The following is a 24,063-nucleotide window of genomic DNA, read 5'->3' on the forward strand; positions in this document are numbered from 1 at the left end:
TAACTTTAAGAACTCTTCTGATAACTTTTAGCCTATGAAATTAAAAACACACCAAAAAACTTTCGCTATTTCTTTTTTATTAACTGCTCTTGTTATGACTGCGTGTACAGTGACACCAGGTACAGGAAAAAAAGACTCTTCTGATTTTAGTACTGAGCGCTGGAATCATTTCGATATTGATCGCAATGCAAGCTTAGATAAAAAAGAATTTGAAAATTTCTTAAAAGATGCTTTTGCTAAATTAGATACAGATGGTGATGGTTTTGCTCATACACATGAAGTTCCACCTTCTATTCGTCGCTTTGATCGTAATAGTGATGGCAAAGTAGCGTGGGCTGAATATCAAGCTTCGGCATTAGAAGGATTTGCAAAAGCAGATACAGATAAAAACGGCATGTTAAGTTATGCCGAAATAGCATCATTAGACTTTTTGCGCTAGTCACCGCTAATTTCGCGAATAAACTCGCGAGCCAGCTAGCAAGTCAATTCGCGAAATTAAAAAAGCCCTGCAATCCCAGCAGTTATTTTTGTATCTTAAATAAAGGGCAAGAATGAAAAAACAGGAATACTGGAACGAGTATTTCAGGAGGCTTATATGATCAGAAAGATATTTTTAGGACTAATTGTTTTAATCATTGGTTTTTTTATTTATATCGCTTTTCAAAAAGGGGATTTTCATTACGAACGTAGCGGTGTCATCGCTGCGGCCCCCGAAAAAGTATTTCCCTATTTAAGTCATTTGCAACTGGCCAGTCAGTGGTCTCCGTTCGAGCCTGCTCATAGCAATATGAAAAAAACTTATAGCGGTGATGACGGCCATGCTGGAGCCGCTATGGATTTTGATGGCGACAATAAAACAGGAAGTGGCCGTATCGAGATTCTAGATGTTATTGAAAATGAGCGTGTCGATTTAAAACTGTCTATGCATAAACCTATAAAAGCTGAAAATACGATTCGATACACTGTAGCTCCGGTTGAAGGTGGGACACAGTTTACTTGGAGTATGTCAGGAAAAAGCGACTTTATCGGGAAGTTAATGAGTACGATTATGAACCCCGAACAGTTTATGGGGGCTCAATTAGAAGAAGGTATTCATAATCTACAGAACCTTTTAGGCTCTTACTATGCTGAAGAGGCTATGAATTTGAGTTCAAAGCCCACAACAGTTCGATGGGCAGATAAGCATTACATCTTCATTGAAAGAAAAGGACCTTTTCAGTTAACCGCTCGTCAAAGTTGGGATGAGTTAAGTGAAGTCATGGCCGAGTTGACCGCGCAGAATAAGGTTCTGGGAGCATTTAGCTCTTATACCGGGGAACCAGAAAAAGTGTATCGTGCCGGAGTCGAAGTTGCTGCCAAACCCAAAACAGTTCCTACCGGAATGCAGTATGAAAGATTTCGCGGTGGTCGCTATGCCAAGTTCACATTGACGGGATCTTACCGCTATTTACCTGCGGCTAGCGAAAAAGCTGAAACGTACTTAGAAACTAACAAAACAGCTATTCGAGATTCATATTATATAGAAAATTACATCAGTAATCCTAAAGAAACCGCAGAAGAAAAATTAGTTACGGAAATACTTATCCCCATCAAATAAACGGATAGTATGACTGTTACGAGTACAAGGGGATCACTTTGGCAAAGCAGCTTTCTGAACTAGATTGGGTTGAAAGCCTCTTGCCAAAGCATTACACGCGTAAGGCCATGTTCGGTGGTTTTGCCTATTATCTAAATGAGCTGCTGGTGCTGGTGATCTTTGAAAGCACTGGAAATCGTAGCTACAAGAATAAAAAGTATAAATTTGAAATCTGGAATGGCTGTATGTTTCCAGCAGAGCGAAACTATCATGAAGAGCTGCAAAAAAAATATGATTATTTGGTAAACCATCCAGTTTTACCAAAGTGGCTCTATATCCATTTGGAAACAGAAAACTTTGAAGAGCGTGTTGAAGATTTGATGCGGCAGATTCGCAAAGGAAATCCTGCTTTTGGTGTGATTCCCAAAAGTAAGGCTAAAAAACCGAAGCGCACAGTGAGCAAGTCCAAGACGGATAAAAAAGCTACAACAAATGAGGTGGTGGATACACGCCGTCCACGCATGTTCAGTGATGAGCCGGCAGAAGATAAACTAGTGAAAGCTAAAAAGATTTCAGATTTAAAGAATCTTGGCCCTGTGGCCGAGCAAGCCATGCACAAAGCCGGCATTAAAACAGTTTCTCAGTTTGTGAAGTTGGGATGGAAGAAAAGTATGAATCTTTTAGTGAAGTCCAATCCGAAGACTTGTCATGCTCTTTATGCTTACTCGTTGATCGGGGCCTTAAAGAATCAAGAATTCACACATATTTCAGAAGAAGATAAAGCCGAAGCCCGCAATTACATGAAAGAGCTACGAAGCAAAAAGAAATGAAAAAAAATAAAAGTCGAAATTTTAAAAAATTAGGTTTTGTTTTTATCCTCCTGATCTTTATTGGAGTCATTGGATGGCAACAGTATACATCTTATAGTCCTACTGAAGTGCAGACCTCACATAGAAAAGCACAGATAACAGAAGCCAGCCTGATCAGAAACAAAGAGATCTCGGCAGTAGAGCAAAATTCTTTAAGTCCATCCCAAAATTCTGAGCCTTCCAATGCAGAGGCTCCAACAGATGACTCCAATTTCGCAGATGCTACCATACCGCAAGAAGAAGCTACTTTTGAAGAATTGCAGCAGATTTTAAAAGCAGATGATATCTGTGCCGTTGTGAAAAAATCTTTCGATTGGAAAGTGGGATTGGCATTATTGACTCAGACTCCTGCGGTGATCACGACGGATGCTTCTACTGATGAATTCTTAATGACAGTTCTAAATGATCAGAAAACGAAGCAATTACCTGCTGAATACGAAAAGATTTTAATTTTTTTTGAAGCGTTAGATGAGGCTGGATTAATTAGTTCTGAACGAAGGCCAAAGAAGCCTATTAATTTTCAGAAATCTAGTGAACAGCTAGAATCTTTACAGAAGCTGTATCCTCAAAATGGAGCCTATCCGTTTTTTCGAGCTTATGTTTTACAGCAACTCGGAGCTTCTACCGCAGAAGTAAAGGCTGAATTTGTAAAGAGCTTTAATGCAACAGAGTTTGATACTCACATCAATCTGATCTTCCGTACGTTATATGAAAAAGCTTTGCAGAATGCAGTCGCACTGCATATCAGTTTAGATGTGGTATCAAAGTATCCTTACCCTGATTATGTGACTCCAAGAAATACTTTAGCTAAGCTAATACAGGAAGAGTCTGACATTGATTTTTTGAAATCAGCCGATAGTTTTTTAAAAAGGATCATTCAGCCAGCGCTACAGCTAAATGGACAATATGCTGATTATTATTGGAGTCCTTTAGAATACGCGGTGGCTAAAAGTTTACTTATCAATACCGAAAGTAAATTAAAAAATGGAAAGCTAGCAGAACAATTGCCTCGTCCTAATGAGCTTTATAGGCGCTGGGCCGATACTATGCCTGAATTAGATATTATTGAGTTTGAGCAGATGAAGCGAACATCGGCTACAGAGAAGTGTCAGCGTAAGAATATGGATCTTTATGTACAGGATTTACAAGATCATTATCGGAAGTTCAAAGATAAATATAACTTTTAAACATCTTCAACCTTGATATGCCATGGTTCAAAGCGCACACCCAGAAGATTACTTTGGGTGTAGCGGATGTTGATGTAGCCTAAATCCAGCAGGCGTTTGTATTCGTCTGTATTGGCGAAATCATCACTGAAATTTTTCAAACCATAGCCGATTTTACCCACATCGAAATCCCAGCGACCGTGGAAGGAGTATCCCGGGGGCGCCAACGAACGCGAGGCTTTCGAGACATTTCCTTGGGTGCTAAGCGCCTTTTCAAAAAATAAATGGAACTGTTTAGCATTGGCCCGCACGCCGGAAGTCAGAATCAATGATTCTCCAATGTCTTTTCTGACACGGTTATAGACTTCTACAGATTCGCCGCCAATTAAATAGTGGCCGCTGCGAGGAATCTTCACGGCTTTGTTTTTCGGAACATTGTCAGTGAACTTGTGCATGACTTTTTGTCCGGTGAATCCGTATTTCTGGGCGTCAAAGTAAAATATTTCTTCCAAGAATTTTTTCTCGGCTGCCGTAATGCCGCCGATGCTGGCAGAGGCTGTGCTAAACCTGAAAAAATCATCCATGCTGATCAAATTAAAATTTCCGAAACCGATATTTTTCTGTACGGCGCGAAATTTCATGGTCAGGGTTTTCATGGTATCGAATTTTTCACCCTTGAAGTAGATATCATCCGGAAAGTCCTGCGAAAAATAAACACTCTTTGCGCGCTGGTCTTTTAACAGCTCATCGCTTAATTGCAATTGTGTTTTCTTTGGGCTGACATCCTGTGTTTCTGCAAGGTCGGCATTTTCATTTGGCTCTGCTATTTCAACAGGTGCTGTCGCGGCAGTAGTTTTGTTGGCAGCTTCTTGATCAGGATGGCAAGAGCGACACAGATGGGGCCAAATAGAACAGCCTGCTAATAGCAGGGGACTGGAAGCCATAGACATTTTAAGAAAATCGCGTCGTTTCATAGGCTGCCTTATATTATGCTGCATCTTAGGGGTGTGCGTCGACAGAGTCTTAAATTGTACCGACAAAGGACCTGACTGCAGGTGCTAAAAAGAGACATTTGCAGATCGGAATTACAGTGGTAAATCTTATATTCGATATCAAGCGGAACGGGGAGTTTATTTGAAACAGGAAATAAACAAATTACTACAAGACACTCTGATAAATTATCCCGAGGCCATGGCTGCATGGCTAGGTGGATCCACAGCAACCAAAACAGAAGATGAGCTGTCGGACACAGATCTTGTCGTGGTGGCATCTGATGCAGAAAAAATATTTGCTGCTGTTGAAGTGTCTTTGAATAAAAATTTTCCCATCAGTCAGACATGGACGGTGGAAGAGCCTCAAAAATACCGCCAGAAATTTTATATTTTGGAAAACACGGCACCTTTATATTTTGTGGATCTGGCGGTATTCGTTAATCCAAAACCTGAAGAACTGTCTGAATATTTTAATGTGCCTCGCCACGGAGCTGCTGAAGTTTTATTTGATAAAACTGACATTTTAAAAACAGCCAGCGAGTTATTCCGCCCCGAAGTTGTTCCGAATTTAAATCGTGTTAATTTTTTAGCTCGGTTGGAAATCATGTACAGGATTTTTCAAAAAGAAGTTCTACGAGGTCGTTATATCGACAGCTTCACTTTTTATCAAAGACTGATTCATCTTCTGTTGATGGTTGAAAGGCGAAAACATTCTCCGCAGCGATTTGATTTCGGTATGCGCTATCTGTATCGGGATTTACCTAAGGAAAGTGCTGACTTTTTTGAAAGCTGCCTGAAAGTCAGCAGCTTGGATGATATGAAAATAAATGCGGATAGAATTAAAAAACGTATCGAGGATTTTCAATGACTATTTTGCTAGCTTTATTGGCGGTAAGTGTCTCATCAGTATTTTATTTTCAGCCCAGTCTGATGTTTCACCCAGTTGAGATACCACAGGATTATGTTTTTCAGTTTGCTACACCATTTGAAGAAAAATTTATCCCTTACGGGAAAAAAGATCGAAAGATCCATGCACTGTTATTTCAGCCATCAAAAACGGACTGTCGCATGCTTTACTTTCATGGTAACGGAGGTTCGTTGAATACATGGGGCTTGGTGGGTGAAGAGTTAGCGTTGCGATTAAACTGTCAGGTGCTGATCGTGGATTATCCGGGCTTCGGTAAATCTTCAGCCAGCGTGCCTAGCAATGAAGAGGATCTGAATCTCAGTGCGGATGCGGCCCTTAGTTTTTTCATACAAGAAACAGCAAGTGGAACCGCGGCGGGTAAGCCCTTGATTTTGTATGGACGTAGTTTGGGCTCTGGCTTAGCGACTCGTTTGGCTGTAAATCCCGAGGTAAAAGCGATTGTTTTAGAGTCGCCTTACACCAGTATCAAAGCCATGGCGAAGTTGTTAGTGCCGATCGTGCCGTCCTTTATGGTCCGCTATGATATCGACAACAAGAAAAACCTAACCAGCTTAGCGCAGTCTGCAAATGCACAGGTGCCGATTCTGATTTTCCATGGAACACAGGATCGCGTCGTGCCGTACTCGCATTCAGAGGAATTAGTGCAAATGGTGCCATCTGCGAAATTCATCACGATCGAAGGCGGTGATCATAACAACCTGCCTATTTATCCGCAGTATTGGGCTGAGTTAATCAGGTTTATGAACGGGACTGTAAGCATGTCTCGGGCCGGTGCTTCTGCAGCCAATCAATAAAGCTTTGAACTTTAAGTGAAATAAATCTTTGGGGCAGATAAACAAACGAAACTTGTATTTCACTTTGCATCCATTCGTCCAAAACAGGAATCAGCTTTCCGGCGCTGGCTTCGGGCTCGCAAACAAATGAAGGTAGTACGCCAATGCCTTCGCCATGTAAAATGAAAGATTTAATGGCATTCATATCGTCGGCAATAACTCGTGTTTGAAATGGAACTTCAACCGTTTTCCCACCACGGACTAACTTCAAAGGCGAAGACATGCGGGAAAACTGAATAAATTGATGTTGGGAAAGATCTTGTATTTTCTGAGGTAGACCATGTTTTTTTACATAACCAGCGCTGGCCCACAAAGACAGACGCGATGTGAAAAATTTTTTTGTAATTAACTGAGAATCCTTAAGTGGTCCTGCGCGTATGGCCAAATCCACATTTTCCCGTGCTAAATCCACAAGTCTTCCTGTTAAAACAAGCTCAACAGACATTTTGGGATAGGCTTTTAAGTAACTGCGTATTAATGGGGGCAGAAGATTGTGACCCATATCATTGACTGTGGTGATGCGAAGAAGTCCCTCGGGCTCGGTGCGGACAAGGCTTAATTCATTTTCAGCCGAGGTTATTTCATCCAAAGCTTTCACGCAGTGGTTAAAAAAAACCTCGCCCGCTTGGGTAAGATTCAGTTGGCGTGTGGTGCGATGAAGCAAGGTGCTGCCCAAACGTTTTTCTAAGGCGGCGACTTTACCACTGACCGTGGTGACGGGCATTTGCAGGGCTTTTGCAGCTGCGGTGAAGCTGCCCATTTGAACGACTTTTACAAAAACATCAATTCCATCTAAATTCATATTCTTGATTATACGGATAACCGTATAAAGTTTCCACATTTTACCGTCTAATCAGGACCTCGAGATTGTGAGAAACTGATTTCATCTTAAGGAGATCAAAATGTCACAGAATCAACCGACTTTACTTGTAACAGGAGCCTCTGGAAACTTGGGGCGCCTAGTTGTGGAAAACTTACTTCAAACCGTAGAAGCCAATCGCATCATCGCCACCTCCCGCCAACCTGAAAAACTCAAAGACTTGGCCGCAAAAGGTGTGCAGGTGCGTTTAGCGGACTTTGAACGTCCCGAAACATTGGATGCGGCTTTTGCCGGTGCTGATCGTATTTTGATTGTCAGTACAGACCAAGTGGGCGCTCGTGTTCAGGGCCATCAGAGGGCGATCAAGGCGGCTCAGCAGTCAGGGGCTCAACATATTTTATACACGTCGCTACCTAATGCCGAACGCATAGCGGGAATTCTGGCTTCTGAACATGCGGCCACCGAAAAGACGATTCGCGAAAGTGGTTTGAATTACACTTTATTGCGCCACAATCTTTACTTTGAAGTGGCATTGCAAACTTTGACTGGTGGTTACGAGCGCGGACAAATGGCGGGTGTCGCCGGAAAAGGCCAAGTGGCATATGTCAGTCGTGAAGACTGTGCAAGGGCAGCAGCGGCAGCTTTGATATCGGCGGGATCAGAAAACAGAGAGTTCGATATCACGGGTTCAGAAGCTTTTAACTACGATCAATTGGCTAAAATCCTCAGCGAGATCACAAATCGTCAGATCGGCTATTTGAACATTGAAGAGGATCAATTTAAAAGTGCTTTGGTTTCATCCGGTGTGCCGGCAGATTTTGCACAGATCATTATAGATTTTGATGTGGCAGCAAAAGATCAGCACATGGGTCACATCAGTACGGCTTTTCAAGACCTGACAGGAACGCAGCCATCGAAGTTAACAGATTATCTTTTACAGAATAAATCGATTTTGATGGGTAAAAAATAAGGGGTATTGTCAATGGAACAACAAAATCAAAGTTTGGCCTTACAACAGGCGTTTTTGAATGCGCGCAGTTTTAATAAATTTCAGGACAAAGCGATCCCTGAAGAATTAATCCACAAGCTGTACGATGTTTTGAAGTGGGGGCCCACTTCGATGAACTCGCAACCGGCGCGGTTTGTTTTTATTCAAAGTGCAGAAGCAAAACAAAAACTTTTGCCGACGTTGATGGAAAGCAATCAAGAAAAAACAAAACAGGCACCGCTGACAGTGATTGTAGCGCAAGACATGCAATTTTATCAGAACATCAAACAGCAGTTTCCGGCCTACGATGCTACAGAGCTTTTTGCTTCGAATGTATCACTTGCTGAAAGCACGGCGTTTCGCAATAGCAGTTTACAAGGCGGCTATTTGATTATCGCCGCACGTCTGTTGGGTTTGGATGTTGGTGTTATGAGTGGGTTTAATCCTCAGGCTGTGAATGAAGCTTTCTTTCCGGAAGGACGGTGGCAGGTGAACTTTATTGCGAACATCGGCTATGGCGATGAAAGCGGAAATCACCCGCGCGGACCTCGTCTTTCATTCGACGAAGTCGCGAAGATTTTGTAATAGATATTTTTAGATCCCGATGTCGGCGAGTTTTCTGAAAAATTCGCCGGCGGTGACCAACGAATCGCTGCCTGTCCACGGGCGCGAAGATTCCTCGGGACGGTCTTTCAGGATCAGAGCCAATTGATAAAGCAGATCGTCGGTGGTGATAATGCCGGTGACGTTTCGTTGCTCATCTGTCAGCAATACACTGGAAATTTTTTCTTCAATCATTTTTAAAGCGACAGTCTGAAGCGGCGTTGTGTTGACCACATAGATCACCGGCTTACTGGCTAACAGTTCCACAGGATAGTTCTGCAGATCTTCCAGATCGGTCATGTCCCTGTGAGAAAGAATACCTAAAATTCCTCCGTCGCTTCCCACCACAGGTAAATGGCGGATGCGACGCTCTTTCATCAGCTCGCGTGCCTCTTTCATAGTTGAACCTTTTGCGATGGTAATGACCGGACTTTTAAAATCTTCTTTCACTGTTTCCTCCTGTCCTTTCAGTATAAAAGAAACAGTGATGCAAAAAACATGATGGCTGTCATTTTTCTGAAGAAAGATCTCAGATGCTTTAAATTGCAGTTGAAGCTTTTTAAAGTCCACTGAGTGGTCGTATAGAGACGCTATCAAAAAACTGCGGGGACTTTTTCCTCGTTATCTGTGTCGGATTGGTTCGGTATTTATCGAACTACACAGAGCTTAAATATGAAGCTGATGGAATTGCTGAGACTTTTCGTCGTATTCCCAAAGATGACCTCTTTCCAGATCAAAATAAATTCCGATCAGGTGAAGGTCGCGTTCGTCGACGGCTTTTTGCACGAATGGGAATGTGCGCAGATTGCGAATTGAAACCTTCAAAGATTCCATCTCTGCTTGGCGGCACAAAGTGGCTTCATCTAAAACTTCGCTGTTTTTTAAAACCTGCTCGCGGGCTTCGTGGGCGATGCTCATCCACTGTGAAATAAAGCTCGGTGTGGCTTCTTGGTTCGGTTGCATCAGGGCACGAATACCGCCGCACTGACTGTGCCCCAGAATAATAATGTTTTCCACTTTCAGATTTTGCACAGCGAATTCAATAGCAGAACTGGTACCATGAAAGCCCACCGCAGAGGGTTCGCATGGTGGAACTAAGTTAGCCACGTTGCGAACCATAAAAAGCTCTCCGGGTTCGGCTCCGGTCATAATAGCCGGATCGACGCGGGAGTCGCTGCATCCGATCATCAGGGTCTTCGGTGTCTGGCCAGCTGACGACAGCCGATGATAAATGGAATGATCGTCGTTTTCCTGAAAGTACTTTTCACGGAATCGGCGGAAGCCAGCCATTAAGCGGTAGATGGATTTGTGAGTCATGCTTCACCCAAAATAACCCCATCTGAGGCCTAGGCTCAACAAAATACAGAAACTCTGCGTGGTTGATCAAAAAAAAACTCTATAGTAGCGTTGAAATCGTCTATATCGGTCGATGACACGGAAGGAATTTTTACATGAAGCAAAAAGGAAGCTGCCACTGTGGTAAGGTCAGTTTTGAAGTCGAGCTGGATTTAAACAGTGAACCGGCTTTGATCTGTAACTGCTCTATGTGTCAACGAAAAGGCACGGCCCTGCGTTTTGTACCTGATTCTCAGTTTCAATTACTGTCAGGTGAAGGGCAAATGACCGACTATCAATTTGGTAAAAAAACAATCCACCATCTGTTTTGTTCAACGTGTGGGGTTACGGCTTTTGCATCAGGGCAAATGCCTGATGGAACTAAAATAAAAGCGATTAATGTGCGTTGTTTAGAAAATGTCGATATGGGGAAATTACAAACACATTCTGTAGATGGGAAAAACTTTTAATGGCGCGCTTTATTTTGTTTTTCATTATTTCGATCTGTGGAGCAATGGTTTCAGCAGAAACTCCTGTGGTCCGTCACGGGCAGCCCCATGTCGCACAGCCAGCACCTCTGGTGGTACCGTTAACTGATAATGCCCATCTGCCGAAATGTTACAGGGTGCAATTGGCTGAAGTGGATATCGCCTGTGTAAAACAGGGTCTGGGTTCATTCTCGTCTGCCGAGCGAGCGGAAAAGATGCAAGAGAGAATTGAAAAGCTCGCGCAGAACAGCAGCTTTGATGAAGCCACTATCAGTATCATCAAACTAGAAGGCGCATACGATCTGATGGCACAGGATAATATCATCGCCAGCTTCCGTGACGGTGATCTGGAGCTTAACGAAGGTCAAACCCATGAAACAGAAGTTCAGATGGTCGTGCAACAGACGCAGCAGGCGATTCGTGCCTACCGCGACCAACACAGCCCCGAGACGCTGGCATGGGGATTGTTATACACGGCTATCGCCACAGTGGGACTTCTGATTATTTTAACTCTATTTAAAAAAGCCTATGTATTTTTATATGCTTTCGTGAAGAAGAACACAGAAACGTATATCCGCTCGTTCAAATTTCTTAATAACGAGTCCTATCTGTTGTTGAATCCGAAGTCGATCGCCGAAGCTATGGTGTGGTTGATCTCAGCAGTACGGGTTGTTCTGACATTGATTGTTTTCTACATTTACGTACCTTTGATCTTCAGCTTTTTCCCTCTGACAGAAAAGTGGACTCCAGTTCTTTTTGATTACATCCTGAATCCGTTGCTGACAATCGGACGTGTTGTAGTGAATTACCTGCCGAATTTATTCTATGTGGTGATGATCGGTTTGGTGACCCACTATGTTTTGAAGGTCATTCATTTTATTTTCCGTGAAGTTGAACGCGGTCGCCTTCAGTTCCCAGAGTTTCACCGTGAGTGGGCCGATCCGACCTTCAAATTGGTGCGTGTTTTGGTATTGGCGTTGGCTTTTGTAATGGCTTTCCCGTATCTTCCGGGATCAGGTTCTCCGGCGTTCCAAGGAGTGTCTGTATTCTTAGGTCTTTTAGTTTCTTTCGGATCGTCGTCGGCAATTTCAAATATCGTTTCAGGTATCGTGATCACGTACATGCGCCCATTCAAGCCTGGTGATCGCGTGAAGATCGCAGATACGATGGGTGACGTGATTGAAAAAAGTCTTTTGGTGACACGCATTCGCAGTATTAAAAATGTGGAAATTACGATTCCGAACTCGATGGTTTTAGGTAGTCATATTGTGAATTACAGTGCGAGTGCAGAACAAGAGGGATTGATTCTAAATGCTACAGTCACTATTGGGTACGAAGTCCCATGGCGACAAGTGCATGAGCTATTGAAGTCGGCAGCGCTCAAAACTGATTTGGTTGATAAAAATAAAGCGCCCTTTATTTTACAAACAGCATTGAATGATTTTAATGTAGCCTATGAATTGAATGCGTACACAACAGAACCGAATCGTATGATCGAGATCTATTCTGGTCTTTATCAGAATATACAAGATGCTTTTAATGAGGCGGGTGTTGAAATTCTGTCTCCGCAATACAGTGCCATTCGAGATGGCGGTGAACTTAGTATTCCCGAAGAGTATAAAAAACCAAATCAAAGAAATCATAACCTCAAAGTCTCCGTACATAATTCAGCAGCAGAAACACAGCCAAAGGGATAAGAATGAAAAAAAGTATTCTAGTAACCGCGAGTCTTCTATGTGTCAGCTGGGCTAAAGCTCAATCTGAGTCCTCTTCGGAGTCATCTACAGTCGGGCAAGAACAAGTCGAATGGCAGTTCGCCGCTGGGATTTCTCATAGTATCGGGAGCCAAATGAAATTTCATGAGGTTAAAATCAGTAACACCACTGGCAGCTCTGGAGCGACAGTGGATACACCGAATATTTTGTCTCTTAATCTGGATGCACGTTATTTACCTAAACAGGCGTGGGGAGCCATCGTCGGGTTTAATTACGATATGCCTCGTCGTATTCGCAGTGGAAACTTTTCTGGTGCAGCATGGGGGACTCCATTTACTAGAACTGGAGATCAGATTTCTATCTTCTCTTTAGGAGCCAGTGCGGCCTATCGTTGGGACGATGTTTATGCTCCCATTGGAATCAATGTCAGCAGCATCAACTATGAAACGGCTGGCGGCTCTGCGGCCTCTAATAGCGTCAAGGGCGGTATCGGTGTTCAATTCGGTATTGGAGCCTATGTTCAAAAAGACTTTGCTTTAGAGCTGATGTGTAAATCGGCAGGAGTAAAACTTAAAAGTGAAGAGGCCGGAGTTGTGACCGAATACAATAAAGGTTTTTTAACGAGTCTTAACTTTGGTGTGAAGTATCTTTTTTAGGTGTTAAATGTCTTCAGATATTCAATTATTACAGCAAAAAATTAAAACCTTCTGCGACGAGCGCGAGTGGGATCAATTTCACACTCCGAAAGATCTGGCCATCGGCATCAGCACCGAAGCAGCAGAGCTGATGGAGCTATTTAGATTCAAGTCCGATCAGGAAATCCAAGATTTGCTACAGTCTTCGAGCTTTCGCGAAAAGCTGAATGACGAAGTGGCGGATATATTTTTCTTTATCCTGCGTTTCAGTCAGATGAATGGTGTTGATTTAGTGCAGGCCTTAGAAAGCAAAATGCAGAAAAACGCGGCGAAGTATCCTGTAGAAAAGGCCCGTGGTTCGAATAAGAAGTACAACGAATACTAGATTTTTGTAAAACTAACTAAGAAAAAGCTTCGATGCCGATTTCAATATAGAAAAGACCAAAGGTCGTTTCAAACGGCACGACGATGGTTTTTGAATTGGTGATATGTTTGATCTCAAGACTGGTTCCACGCACGATTGTAGGAATGGCCTTTTCAATGGCGAAGGCACGTTCATTTAAAATCTTTTTTGCATAGCCAAAAATGATATTTAAGAGTTCTCCGGCACCATCTTCAAGGTCTTTAGTGATATCGGTGTAACTTTCGCCTAGCATTTGTGACATGGCACCTAGAAAAACTTTTTTAGGAAAGCAGATCGCAATGGAGCCAGTAAATTGGGGGCTGGTAATGCCAATAACACCAGCGATATCGCAGGGCTGAGGGTCCACCAAATTTTCTTTTAGAATAGTTTTTAGGGGGTGACAGTCCATAAAGCATTGGACTTTTAATGTTTCAATAGCACCCGAAATAAAAGGATTTACAAAATCGACATTTAATTTTTTAGAGTGATCCAATTCCGTTGGAATACGATCAGTGATGACATCTTCAAGGCTGTCGTAAAACTTAAGCAAAGAGTTCAGGCCCATATCACGCATAAAATTTTTGACATTCTTCGAAGCCCCAATAAAATAAAGAGACTTCTTTTGTTTGCGTAATTCAACACCCATGGGGCCGATAGCGCGAATAGCTTTAAAATCAATGCTAAATTTGTTATGAAAATTTAAAACTACTTTTTCAATCTGAGGACTGTTTTTTATCTGGTCTTGGATGTCATTGGAAAATCCTTCGGCGGCGTCTAGATCGACTTCACTTTGTAATGAAACAATAAGAATGCTGTTAGAAATTTCAGTTTTAAATTGTAAATTCTGAGTTTCTTTCATGCATTCTCCGAAGCCATTTAGTGTTGCTGTTCCTTATTTTTCTTTCGCAAAGATAAAGCTATAAAAAAAGATCCTAGCTCAGACTTGCAGTCGAAAAATAGCATGGTATCTACCGAACTGGATGTCGCCATCTGTAAATTCGCTCCAATGATCGTACTAGGTAAAGACGGAGTAAAGTTTAAAGCGCCATCCACATTGATTTTTTTTCTGGCAGAACTGTAGATGATGTTCAAAAGCTCTCCGGCCGCATCAGAGTTTTCAGTGGTAATTTCCTGCGGAGCTTCACCAGTCAACTTTTCAATAATATTGATGAGGGCTTTTTCAGAAACGGCCAAGGTCAATGTGCCTCTGAACGTGTCAGAGTCTAAGGCCAAAGAGCTAATACAGCGCACGGCGCCCCACTGTTCAGGGCTGGCCGAGGGATTGACCTTCGTGACCTGAGACGACACGGACATCTGCACTTGAATGGTATTAATAACCGATTCTTTTATGCAGTCAGCAATAAGCTGTACCTTATCTTCTGTCATGCAGCACTACCAGCAGTCTTCTTATAGGTCTGTTCGATCTTTTCTTTGATATGTTCAGGCGTAAAAGGTTTCAGAATGTAGTTAGATACACCTGCTTTTACGGCTTCCATCACTTGATGTGTTTCCGCTTCTGCTGTTAGAAGAACAAAAGGAACTGCTTTCATTCGCTCGTCAGCTCTAACCTTTTTCAGAAGTTCTAATCCCGTGCAGTTAGGCATATTCCAATCGGAAATAATCAACTGAATAGGGGGTGAAGATTGGTTTAAGATATCCCATCCTAGATTGCCATCTGCAGCGTCTTGAATATCCGTGAAACCAAGGTCTTTTAAATTTTTAATGACGATCTTACGCATCGTCATCATATCATCTAGAACTAAAATACGTGTATTTGCTGGAAACATAATAGTTTTTATCAGGCCGCTTGTAGCCTGACTCCTTTCTTTTGATAAATAATAGCGCCATTAGATATCTGCTGATCGTAGTCTGAAGATAGGCCTAAAAGGCTTTCGCCAGATCCCAGAATCAGATACCCATTTGGCGCTAGGTTTGCGGTGATTCGATCAAGAATTGCAATTTTGTCTTCTACATTTTGATAAATCAGAACATTACGGCATAAAATCAGATGGAATTTGTTAGCGAATGTAAAATCTGATTTTAAGTTGAGCTTTTTATATTCAATCAGACTCGTCAGTTGCGGTGATGCTACCCAGTGATCTTGTTCATCCTTGCGGAAATACTTGACCAAATGAGTTGTCGGCAAACCACGTTGAACTTCTAATTGTGTGTAGCGGGCCTCTTGAGCTTTTTTTAAAACACGCTCAGATATATCCGTTGCTAAAATGTCGACAGAAAATGGATTAGCACTTTTCGCTGCTAATTCGCGTGACAACATAGCTAAAGAAAGAGCCTCTTGTCCGGTAGAGCTAGCTGCTGACCACACACGTAACTTTTCATTCGGAGCTAAAGATGCAGCTAAGTTTCCTAGGATATCCGTTTCGATAGCTCGGAATACCTTGGGATCACGAAAAAAAGAAGTTTCGTTATTGGTGGCAGTATCTAATAGTAATTGCTTAGCGGTTTCCGAAAAACCAGTTTTAGTTTTTTCATAAAGAGCTTCTATGCTAGGTAGATCTAGGAATTTAGCAATAGTCTCTAGGCGATTTTGTAACTGAAAACTGTTGTGATCAGAATAGACAATCCCTAATTCGGATTGGATAAAATCGGCAAAGAACTTTAAGATTTCATTATGCTGCATAGGGAAAGTTCTTTCCAGTGACGTAACTTATTTTTTCAAAAAGAATATCAATAGTAAAAGGCTTCATCATGTATTCGCTAACTCCTGCATCTAACATTCTTTGAATATCTTCTACAGAGTTGCGAGTCGTTGTCATAATGACCGGAGTCGACACATCCATTTTTTTAATTTGTTCTAGTGTGTCGGGGCCATTCAGAATGGGCATCTCCCAATCCAATAGAATTAAGTCGAAATGATTTTCTTTAAGAGCCTCAAGGCCTTGTGCCCCATCCATTGCGGAGGAAACTTGGATGCCTGAAGCCTTGTTTAAAAGGCTTTTAGTAAAAGCGTGTACAGAGCGAGTGTCATCAATAATCAGAATATGAAACATATCTATTTGTCTCCTGATGCGGCGGCGGATGTGCGACTGACGCCAACTTTGTCGCGAATGATAGAAGTAATTTCTTGGGGGGTAGCAATTTTGTCATAGGCACCACTGCTGAAGACAGCTTTTGGCATTCCATAGACGACGCAAGTACTTTCATTTTGAATAACAACTGCGCCACTAGATTTTTTGACGGCAACAGCTCCATCTTTTCCATCTTCACCCATGCCCGTTAGAACAAAGGCAAGACATTTATCTTTAAAGACAGATGCAGCCGAAACAAATAAAGGATCGACAGCGGGGCGGACTGAATGAATTTGAGGTCCTTGATCTAAAACAAGAGTTGCATGGTCACGCGTTCCTTGAACGCGCATATGATAATTACCTGCGGCTACATAGATATGATTTTTTTCTAAAACCATGCCGTGCTTAGCTTCGCTGGCTGGGATTCCGCTACAGCGACTAAGGCGCTCTGCAAAGCTAGCTGTGAAAATCGGGGGCATATGTTGTGCAATTAAAATCGGGCAGTCGACAGAAGATCCCAAGTCTGAAAAGATCTTTTCTAATACAGTAGGGCCACCAGTAGATGAGCCAATAAGGATAACTTGAGGTCGCATCGCTTCCCATAGGACTTTGACAAAGCTAGTTTCTGTCTTGGACGTCGTCATAGGGGCTGAAGAGGTTGTGACTGCCGGAGCCACATGCGGAAATAAAACACTGACTTTAGGAAGCAATAATTTTTTAATCTTTTCTGCAGGATTCTGAAAAGGCTCATTGGTATTACTGGCATCAGAACTAGGCTTGGAAATAAAATCACTGGCGCCAAGACGTAGAGCCTCTAGTGTAATCTCGGCTCCACGCTTTGAAGATGAAGAAAATAGGATAACCTTTGTTTTTAACGAAAGCTTTTGCATTTCGCGTAAAGTTTCAAGGCCATCCAGCACAGGCATTTCTAAATCTAAGATCAAAAGATCAATTGCAGAGCCAGTCAGACGTTCAATGGCCTGTCTGCCATTAGAAGCTGTGCCGACTACTTCAATCCAAGAGCTATCTTCTAAAGAAGCTCGGATTTGTGATCGGTACACCACGGAATCATCTGCAATAAGCACTTTGACCTTAGACATTCACTGCCACCTATTACTTGTGTGCTTTTTTAACTAAGTCTGAAAGTTTGTCTGCTAAAAGACTTAAATCTTTTGCCGCCACTAACGTTTTTTCAGAGCTGACGTTGCTTGCATGCGCTGTCTGTGAAACTACTTTTACAGTGCTCGCAATGTTTTCTACGCTTTTTTGTGATTCTAGAACCACGCGTGAAATTTCGTTTGTTGTAGCTGTTTGCTCTTCGACAGCCGTTGCAACGACAGTTGATAGACCATTTAGTTTTTCGATAGCTTGGGCAATGCTGCCAATAGCGGTTACAGCACCTTGAGTGTCATTTTGGATAGCACTGATTTTTTGTGTGATATCATCAGTTGCCTTAGCCGTTTGTTTTGCCAGTTCCTTCACTTCGTTGGCCACAACTGCGAAACCTTTACCAGCTTCACCAGCGCGGGCAGCTTCAATTGTCGCATTCAGAGCTAAGAGGTTGGTTTGTTGAGCGATCGAACTGATCACTTTTACAACATCACCAATTTCTTTACTGCTAGAACCTAATTTTGTAATGATTGCATTAGATTCTTGAGCTCTTTCTAAAGTGGATTTCGCCATTTGAGCTGACTCACTTGTCGAACGGCCGATTTCTTTAATAGAAGCGACCATTTCTTCCATATTCGTTGCTACTGTTTGCACACCAGCAGAAACACCTTCGGCTGATACTGCCGCAGAGTCAGACTCTTTACTTGCTTGATTTGCCACTTTTGACATTTCAGTAGCAGTTGTTGTCAATTCAGCAGAAGAGCTTCCTAAAGATGAAGCGATCTCTTGAATTTCGTTGATGATCTGTTGCTCGGTTACGTCGATAGCAATTTTAATAATTTTATTAACATGGCCTTCGTCGTTTCTAACAGGAGCGTAGACCGCCTGTAAGAAGATTTCTTTACCGCTTTTTGAAAAACGTCTGAAAATACCTTTTTTCGGTTGTCCCGCTTTTAAATCCGCCCAAAATTTTACATAGTCAGGACTGCTGGCTTCGGCAGGGTCACAGAAGTTGCGGTGATGTTGACCTTTAACTTCGTTTTCTGCATATTCCATCGCGTCTTGGAAATTTTTATTGTAAGTTAAAACATGTCCGCCAGTGTCGAACTCAATATAAGCAAATGATGAATCGATTGCTTGTAAGATGCCGCTTAAGTGCTGTGCGATATATTGGCGTTCGAGTTCTGCTTGAGTGATATCGTAACGAACTCCAAGATATTTTTTTGGTTTGCCATTTTCACCCATGATTGGTGCGACAACAGCATCAACATAATAAGGTGTGCCATCTTTCGCGCGATTTTTGATAACACCACGGAACATTTGGCCTTTGCCGATAGTGCTCCACATTTCTTTGAAAGTTTCTTTGGGCATATCTGGATGGCGAGTGATATTATGAGGCTGACCTAATAGCTCTTCGCGGCTGTATTTTGAAACTTCCACGTATTTATCATTAATGTTGGTGATGTCGCCGCGTAAATTGGCTTCAGACACGATACTTGTCATATTCATAATGTCTGTACGAACTTTCAACTCGGTTCTAGATTCTGTAATGTCTGTTGCGAACTGTACAATCTTAACTATTTTGCCCGTGCGATCTTGGATAGGATTAAAAGAAGCAGTAACCCAAACATCAAGGCCTGATTTTGATTTTAGTTTGTATTCGCCAGAGCAAGTTTCACCTTTGCTTAGTTTTTCCCAGAACTGTCTATAGACCAAACTTTCGACATGAGCTGGTTCACAGAAAAGACGATGATGTTGTCCTTTAAGTTCCTCTTGAGTGTAACCCAAAAGATTTAGAAAGTTTTCATTGGCACTAACAATAGATCCATCTGGTTGAAATTCAACCACAGACTGTGAGCGGTAAACAGCATCTAGAATGGCACTTTGACCACCTGTATTTTTTGCTGTGATAACTTCTGTGATATCGTGAACTTTGTTGTCTGCTTTTCTGCTAGCTCTCATTTAGAATCTCCTTATTTATTCTAGATATATTAATTATTTAAATTTGTTGTGGTTTCGTTGGCAGGTGAAAGCTCTTTGGCAAGGGCTTCTAAATCCAACACACTTAAAAGGGTTCCATTCATTTTATAAATACCTTTTATAAAACGTCTGACTTGTGGCGGGATCGTATCTGGTACGACTTCAAAGTCGCTACTATTAACTTCGACCACATCGCCAATAGAATCCACAATAAGCGAAACTAGATTTCCATCAATTTTACAGATAACAGACATTTGGTTTTGATCCTGCTTTTCTGGTTTGGCATAAATTTCTCTAAGTTCGATAGCTGTCGCTATTTGACCGCGTAGATTGACTAAGCCCTTAACGAAACGGGGAGCCAAAGGCACTTCAAAAAGATTTGGGCGACCTGCGACTTCTTGAACCTTCATAACTTCAATGCCGAACAAATCACCATCGACATAAAATGTGGTGAGCTGCTCTGTCGTCTGTTTTTTTACTTGAAATGCAGCACTCATGCGGCACTCGATTCTTGCGTTAGAAGTTGATTGATGGCATTGAGCAGTAGATCTGGTTTCAATTTTTCTAAGTAAAGATTGAAACCGGCTTGTTTGCCTTCAGCAATAAACTTTGAGTCGGCGCGTGAGCTTACAGCTAAAAGAGGTGTTTTGATAAAACGTGGATGCTGTCGAACAGCCTGTGCTAATTGGAATCCATTTAGACGAGGCATTTCAATATCCGAAATGATTAAGTCAAAATGAGCATCATTTTTATTCAAAAACTCAAGAGCTTCTTGTCCATCGACAGCAGTTACAACTTCATATCCCACTTTTTCTAAAACAGAGCGGATAGATTTTCGGAAGAAAACAGTGTCTTCAGCCAAAAGAATCTTACGCGATTGTCCGCTGACAATCGGAGCCTGTATAATAGGGGCTGTAGCCGTTGCCGCAGGAGTTACCGCAGAGGGAGCTTTTGCAATAGAGCTTTCGGGAAATGAATGTTCGATCAGCTCAAACGGGTCTACAACCACAATAAGCTCTTCAGGAGTGTTTAGATTTCCAAAAATTCCAGAATGTTTTATATGAGTCAAATCTAGTTCTGCTGTTGAAGATAATGTGTCTAAGATATTATCCACTTGCAGGCCATAAAGCTGACCCGCACGACGGATAACAACTGTTGGTACAGTCTCTTGTTCTAATTCAGATTGAGGATAGCCCATGGCTTCATTAACTGAAATTAAAGGTAGAATAGAGTCTCCGTAGCGTACAACTGGTTGTTGGCCAGAGTATTCAACATCTTGTTTCTTAAACTCTTCGATGCGGTGAACATAGCCCAGCACGATCGCGTGTTTTGTTGCTGAATTTGTTTTTACTAACAGATAGTCTTGTAAGTCTTCTGCCGCTTTGGCTTTTGCATCTTCAAGTTCTGATGTGTTTGTTTTTTCTTGTCCGATTTGAGCAATCTTAGCAATACCCAAAACATCAAGAATCAAAGCGACAGAACCATCACCTAGAATGGTGGCGCCAGAGTAAGCCTGCAAAGATTTTAAAAGACGATTCAGCGGCTTCACCACGATATCGGCTGTATCATACACTTGATCTATAATAAGACCAAAAGATGCTTGTTCGGCATTGAGGATCGCGACATTGATGATGCCATCGGTGTAATTGGTTTCACTGCCTGTTTTTAAAACCTTATTCAAGTCGACAAGTGGTAAGATGTTTCCACGCAGGCGTAAAACGGGCGCTCCATGTAGATCTTCGATTCTATTTGCAGATGTCTGATCAACGCGGACAAGCTCTTCCAATTTAACTTGTGGGATGGCAAAAGTACCTGTTCCACATCTAACTGTCAGAGCTGGAATAATAGCTAATGTCAGAGGGATTTTAATCTTAATAACAGTGCCCGCACCAAAGCGTGACGACAGATCAATCGTACCACCAATGCGTTCGATGTTGGTGCGCACCACATCCATACCGACACCGCGTCCTGAAACATTCGTTACTTTTGCTGCCGTAGAAAAACCCGGAGCAAAGATTAAGTTATTGATTTGTTTTTCTGTTAATTTTGCAGCTTCAGTGGTGCTGAGGATACCTTTTTCAATGGCCTTTTTAACAAGGACCTCTTGATTTAAACCTTTGCCGTCATCTTGGATGTCGATGATCACTTGTCCGCCTTCATGATAGGCGCGAATAGCGATGCTTCCTGCTTCTGGTTTTCCAGTGGCAGATCGTACATCCGGAGTTTCAATTCCATGATCGCAAGAATTGCGCACAATATGAGTCAATGGATCTTTAATAGCTTCAAGTAAAGACTTATCTAGCTCTGTTTCAGTTCCAGAAAGGCTCAGATGGATTTTCTTTCCTAGATCCTGAGACAAATCACGAACGACACGCGTGAACTTACCTAAAACGTTACCGATAGGTTGCATACGTGTCTTCATCATTTCGCCTTGAATTTCGCTAGTAACAACATTCAGGCGCTTACTGAGACTTAAAAATTCAAGATCTTCTGATTTATTAGAAAATTGCAGAACTTGATTTCGCACTAAAACCATCTCGCCCATTAAGGTCATCAAATTATCAAGTAAAGCGACGGGAACGCGAATCGAGCTAGCAGCCTCTGTTTCGGCAGAGTCTTTCACAGCAGCAGGAGCCGCCATAGTCGGCGGAGCTACCTCTACAGGAGCCACATTCACCGAGCTGAGTTGTTCTGCGGCTGCATTTAGAACACTGATGACCTGTGGAATCTCACTTACAAGCTCACTATCAGAAATGCCGGATTTAGTTTTTTTAAAAAGTTTGTCGGCCACATTCAAACATTGGAAGAGTCCATTTAAGAGTGGCTTTGAAGGCAAGTGTGTTCCACTGCGTACCTTTTCTAAGCTGGATTCCATCGCGTGTGATAGATCGCCTAAAGAAGTAAAAGAAAAAAGATAAGCTGTACCTTTTAAAGAGTGAACATCGCGATATAAGCTATCTAAGTTGTCTTTTGCAAAATCGCCACTTTCAATTTTAGAAAGTACTTTCGAGATTCTTTCTAAAATTTCTTCACCTTCAGCCATGAATTCATCTATCGCTTCTTTTGGAATTTGATGTTGTGATGAAGCCGGTGTGGTTTCTGCTGTTAAAGTAGGCGTAGGTGCTGTAGCCGTTAATGAAACTGTGTTTGCTGGACCAGAGATAGCGTAATCAAATGATATCGTGTTGCCGTCCAGAATAGACTTGGCTGCATCAATTCCACGCAAAAAGAAATTGATATGCTCTTTAGGTAAGGCAGAGGCTTCTTTGAACTGCATTAAGATGCTTTCGAGTTCATGTGTATGGGCTTGTAGATGGGTAAGATCCATCATACCAGCAGCACCTTTTAAGTTATGGAAACCACGAAATATAGAGTCAAAAGAAGATTTAAAATCAGCGCCCTGATCAAGAGCTAATAAACTTTTTTCTGCTGTGTCTAGCAGTTCTAAAGCTTCAACTTTAAACTCTTCAAGGTCTTGTTCAGAGAAAGACATTCGTAAGTGCCTCCAAAGCAATTGTCTGTCAAAAAATTTTTACAACATTATTTTTATGATCGGTGATATCGAAAAAAACTAAAGCACTTTAGACGATCTTAAATCCAACTTCAGTGAATCCAGTAGAAGGTCTGACAAACAAACTTTAAAGAGATTACGGACTAAAAGATGATTTGAAAGAAAGAACTTGTCTTGTTGTTACTCATGATCAGTGTGAAGTTTTTAGAGTAAACAATCAATTTTTTAGGCCAGTGATTTTGGAAATGTTATTTGAACAACCAAGAAATTAAACTGATTAGTGCACCAATTAATAAACCAGTCGTGATAGGAAAATAAATCTGCATATTGTCGCGTTTGATGTGAATGTCTCCGGGAAGTTGTCCAATTTTTAAAGACTGAATCCAACCGAAATGCCAGCCAATACCTGCTGCGATTAATATAAAGCCGAAGACAATAAGAGCTTTTGCTGTAGAGTCCATAACCTAGAGTATACGGGCATAGACACATTCCCAGAAGCCGAATATAATTTTTTATGCGCTGTTTTATGGTTCAAGCCATAAATAAAGGAGTCACTGTGCAAGGTGAAAGTTTTAAAACATGGTTTTTTAGGCATGGAATGAATTTGTATCCGATGTTTTTTTGCACGGGCGGAAAAGTTCTTTATATTCAAAAGGACTGGAAATGTGCTCGCGTTCAATTAAAGTTTGGCCTCCGCACGCGCAACTACGTCGGCACAATTTTTGGGGGCAGTCAGTTTTCTGCTGTGGACCCTTTTCATATTGTCTTACTCATTAACATCTTCAAAAAGAAATATGTGGTCTGGGATAAAGCCGCAGAAATTAAGTTTAAAAAGCCCGGACGAGGTAAACTTAGAACTGAAGTGCGCTATGAAGATGAAGAAATTAAGTACATTCAGCAACAGGCTGAAGAACATGGTCGCTACGAATTTGTCAAAACAGTCGAGTGGATTGATGAAGAAGGCGATGTGGTTTCAACTGTCAGTAAAACTATCTACGTCGCAACAAAAGAGTATTTTCGTCAACGTCAGAAAGAAAAGTCCGAACGCAAATCTGTCAGCGACCAAAATTCATAAAACAATA

At 41.9% G+C, this 24,063-nt stretch carries 27 protein-coding genes; 13 read left to right on the plus strand and 14 right to left on the minus strand.

What is annotated here, in order from left to right; translation table 11 throughout:
* Positions 1–34 precede the first annotated feature (34 nt).
* From A11Q_RS01430 to A11Q_RS01445, 4 genes are all read left to right on the plus strand, one after another.
* Positions 35–439, plus strand: coding sequence for an EF-hand domain-containing protein (locus A11Q_RS01430; RefSeq protein ID WP_015468997.1), 405 nt, complete (start codon positions 35–37; stop codon positions 437–439).
* 156 nt (positions 440–595) lie between these two features.
* Positions 596–1,597 carry a GyrI-like domain-containing protein gene (locus A11Q_RS13270; RefSeq protein ID WP_015468998.1) on the plus strand — a complete coding sequence of 334 codons (1,002 nt, stop codon included), beginning with the start codon at positions 596–598 and terminating at the stop codon, positions 1,595–1,597.
* A gap of 38 nt (positions 1,598–1,635) precedes the next feature.
* Entirely contained in the window at positions 1,636–2,406 is a 771-nt protein-coding gene (locus A11Q_RS13275; RefSeq protein WP_015468999.1) for a TfoX/Sxy family DNA transformation protein, read from the plus strand.
* Positions 2,403–3,632 carry a hypothetical protein gene (locus tag A11Q_RS01445; protein WP_015469000.1) on the plus strand — a complete coding sequence of 410 codons (1,230 nt, stop codon included), beginning with the start codon at positions 2,403–2,405 and terminating at the stop codon, positions 3,630–3,632. The genes A11Q_RS13275 and A11Q_RS01445 overlap by 4 nt, the downstream gene beginning before the upstream one ends.
* Here the strand turns inward: A11Q_RS01445 and A11Q_RS01450 are convergent.
* Positions 3,629–4,609 (minus strand): M15 family metallopeptidase, encoded by a 981-nt coding sequence (locus A11Q_RS01450; RefSeq protein ID WP_148284915.1) that lies wholly within the window; start codon positions 4,607–4,609, stop codon positions 3,629–3,631. The two genes, A11Q_RS01445 and A11Q_RS01450, sit on opposite strands and share 4 nt — an antisense overlap.
* A 136-nt stretch (positions 4,610–4,745) precedes the next feature.
* On the opposite strand from A11Q_RS01450, the gene A11Q_RS01455 reads away from it, so the two are divergent.
* Positions 4,746–5,471, plus strand: coding sequence for a nucleotidyltransferase domain-containing protein (locus A11Q_RS01455; protein WP_015469002.1), 726 nt, complete (start codon positions 4,746–4,748; stop codon positions 5,469–5,471).
* Positions 5,468–6,325, plus strand: a complete 858-nt coding sequence (locus A11Q_RS01460; protein ID WP_015469003.1) for an alpha/beta hydrolase — start codon at positions 5,468–5,470, stop codon at positions 6,323–6,325. Before A11Q_RS01455 ends, A11Q_RS01460 begins: the two co-directional genes overlap by 4 nt.
* On the opposite strand, the gene A11Q_RS01465 is transcribed toward A11Q_RS01460, so the two are convergent.
* Complete coding sequence (locus A11Q_RS01465; protein WP_015469004.1) at positions 6,270–7,205, minus strand: LysR family transcriptional regulator; 936 nt, start codon at positions 7,203–7,205, stop codon at positions 6,270–6,272. The two genes, A11Q_RS01460 and A11Q_RS01465, sit on opposite strands and share 56 nt — an antisense overlap.
* A gap of 61 nt (positions 7,206–7,266) precedes the next feature.
* Between A11Q_RS01465 and A11Q_RS01470 the strand changes: the two genes are divergently transcribed.
* On the plus strand, positions 7,267–8,154 hold the full coding sequence (locus A11Q_RS01470) for an SDR family oxidoreductase (protein WP_015469005.1): 888 nt from the start codon (positions 7,267–7,269) through the stop codon (positions 8,152–8,154).
* Positions 8,155–8,166: 12 nt separating this feature from the next.
* Positions 8,167–8,757, plus strand: a complete 591-nt coding sequence (locus A11Q_RS01475) for a malonic semialdehyde reductase (RefSeq protein WP_015469006.1) — start codon at positions 8,167–8,169, stop codon at positions 8,755–8,757.
* 9 nt (positions 8,758–8,766) lie between these two features.
* Here the strand turns inward: A11Q_RS01475 and A11Q_RS01480 are convergent, their stop codons facing one another.
* Entirely contained in the window at positions 8,767–9,225 is a 459-nt protein-coding gene (locus A11Q_RS01480; RefSeq protein ID WP_015469007.1) for a CBS domain-containing protein, read from the minus strand.
* Positions 9,226–9,441: 216 nt separating this feature from the next.
* Positions 9,442–10,092 carry a carbonic anhydrase gene (locus tag A11Q_RS01485; protein ID WP_015469008.1) on the minus strand — a complete coding sequence of 217 codons (651 nt, stop codon included), beginning with the start codon at positions 10,090–10,092 and terminating at the stop codon, positions 9,442–9,444.
* Positions 10,093–10,226: 134 nt separating this feature from the next.
* On the opposite strand from A11Q_RS01485, the gene A11Q_RS01490 reads away from it, so the two are divergent.
* From A11Q_RS01490 to A11Q_RS01505, 4 genes are read left to right on the plus strand one after another with little or no spacing between them, the layout of a single operon-like run.
* On the plus strand, positions 10,227–10,580 hold the full coding sequence (locus tag A11Q_RS01490; RefSeq protein ID WP_015469009.1) for a GFA family protein: 354 nt from the start codon (positions 10,227–10,229) through the stop codon (positions 10,578–10,580).
* Complete coding sequence (locus tag A11Q_RS01495) at positions 10,580–12,295, plus strand: mechanosensitive ion channel family protein (protein ID WP_015469010.1); 1,716 nt, start codon at positions 10,580–10,582, stop codon at positions 12,293–12,295. The genes A11Q_RS01490 and A11Q_RS01495 overlap by 1 nt, the downstream gene beginning before the upstream one ends.
* A 2-nt stretch (positions 12,296–12,297) precedes the next feature.
* Complete coding sequence (locus A11Q_RS01500; protein ID WP_015469011.1) at positions 12,298–12,969, plus strand: hypothetical protein; 672 nt, start codon at positions 12,298–12,300, stop codon at positions 12,967–12,969.
* 7 nt (positions 12,970–12,976) lie between these two features.
* Entirely contained in the window at positions 12,977–13,333 is a 357-nt protein-coding gene (locus tag A11Q_RS01505) for a nucleotide pyrophosphohydrolase (protein WP_015469012.1), read from the plus strand.
* A gap of 16 nt (positions 13,334–13,349) precedes the next feature.
* On the opposite strand, the gene A11Q_RS01510 is transcribed toward A11Q_RS01505, so the two are convergent.
* The 10 genes from A11Q_RS01510 to A11Q_RS01555 all read right to left on the minus strand — a co-directional run bounded on the left by A11Q_RS01510 (position 13,350) and on the right by A11Q_RS01555 (position 23,442).
* Entirely contained in the window at positions 13,350–14,210 is an 861-nt protein-coding gene (locus A11Q_RS01510; protein ID WP_015469013.1) for a chemotaxis protein CheX, read from the minus strand.
* Between the two features lie 17 nt (positions 14,211–14,227).
* Positions 14,228–14,737 (minus strand): chemotaxis protein CheX, encoded by a 510-nt coding sequence (locus A11Q_RS01515; protein WP_015469014.1) that lies wholly within the window; start codon positions 14,735–14,737, stop codon positions 14,228–14,230.
* A complete protein-coding gene (locus A11Q_RS01520) occupies positions 14,734–15,138 on the minus strand; it encodes a response regulator (RefSeq protein WP_015469015.1) in 405 nt (134 codons plus the stop codon). The genes A11Q_RS01515 and A11Q_RS01520 overlap by 4 nt, the downstream gene beginning before the upstream one ends.
* An 11-nt stretch (positions 15,139–15,149) precedes the next feature.
* Positions 15,150–15,992 (minus strand): CheR family methyltransferase, encoded by an 843-nt coding sequence (locus tag A11Q_RS01525; protein WP_015469016.1) that lies wholly within the window; start codon positions 15,990–15,992, stop codon positions 15,150–15,152.
* Positions 15,982–16,362: a response regulator transcription factor gene (locus A11Q_RS01530; RefSeq protein WP_015469017.1), complete on the minus strand. Its 381-nt coding sequence runs from the start codon at positions 16,360–16,362 to the stop codon at positions 15,982–15,984. The genes A11Q_RS01525 and A11Q_RS01530 overlap by 11 nt, the downstream gene beginning before the upstream one ends.
* A 2-nt stretch (positions 16,363–16,364) precedes the next feature.
* A complete protein-coding gene (gene cheB / locus A11Q_RS01535; protein ID WP_015469018.1) occupies positions 16,365–17,480 on the minus strand; it encodes a chemotaxis-specific protein-glutamate methyltransferase CheB in 1,116 nt (371 codons plus the stop codon).
* Positions 17,481–17,493: 13 nt separating this feature from the next.
* A complete protein-coding gene (locus tag A11Q_RS13280) occupies positions 17,494–19,452 on the minus strand; it encodes a methyl-accepting chemotaxis protein (RefSeq protein ID WP_015469019.1) in 1,959 nt (652 codons plus the stop codon).
* 29 nt (positions 19,453–19,481) lie between these two features.
* Positions 19,482–19,967: a chemotaxis protein CheW gene (locus A11Q_RS01545; RefSeq protein ID WP_015469020.1), complete on the minus strand. Its 486-nt coding sequence runs from the start codon at positions 19,965–19,967 to the stop codon at positions 19,482–19,484.
* On the minus strand, positions 19,964–22,963 hold the full coding sequence (locus tag A11Q_RS01550; RefSeq protein WP_015469021.1) for a chemotaxis protein CheW: 3,000 nt from the start codon (positions 22,961–22,963) through the stop codon (positions 19,964–19,966). Before A11Q_RS01550 ends, A11Q_RS01545 begins: the two co-directional genes overlap by 4 nt.
* Positions 22,964–23,229: 266 nt before the next feature.
* Entirely contained in the window at positions 23,230–23,442 is a 213-nt protein-coding gene (locus tag A11Q_RS01555) for a DUF2905 domain-containing protein (RefSeq protein WP_015469022.1), read from the minus strand.
* Positions 23,443–23,507: 65 nt separating this feature from the next.
* Between A11Q_RS01555 and A11Q_RS01560 the strand changes: the two genes are divergently transcribed.
* On the plus strand, positions 23,508–24,056 hold the full coding sequence (locus A11Q_RS01560) for a DUF4442 domain-containing protein (protein ID WP_158320344.1): 549 nt from the start codon (positions 23,508–23,510) through the stop codon (positions 24,054–24,056).
* The last annotated feature ends 7 nt before the right edge of the window (positions 24,057–24,063 follow it).

It is taken from the genome of Pseudobdellovibrio exovorus JSS (assembly GCF_000348725.1).
GTDB lineage: Bacteria > Bdellovibrionota > Bdellovibrionia > Bdellovibrionales > Bdellovibrionaceae > Pseudobdellovibrio > Pseudobdellovibrio exovorus.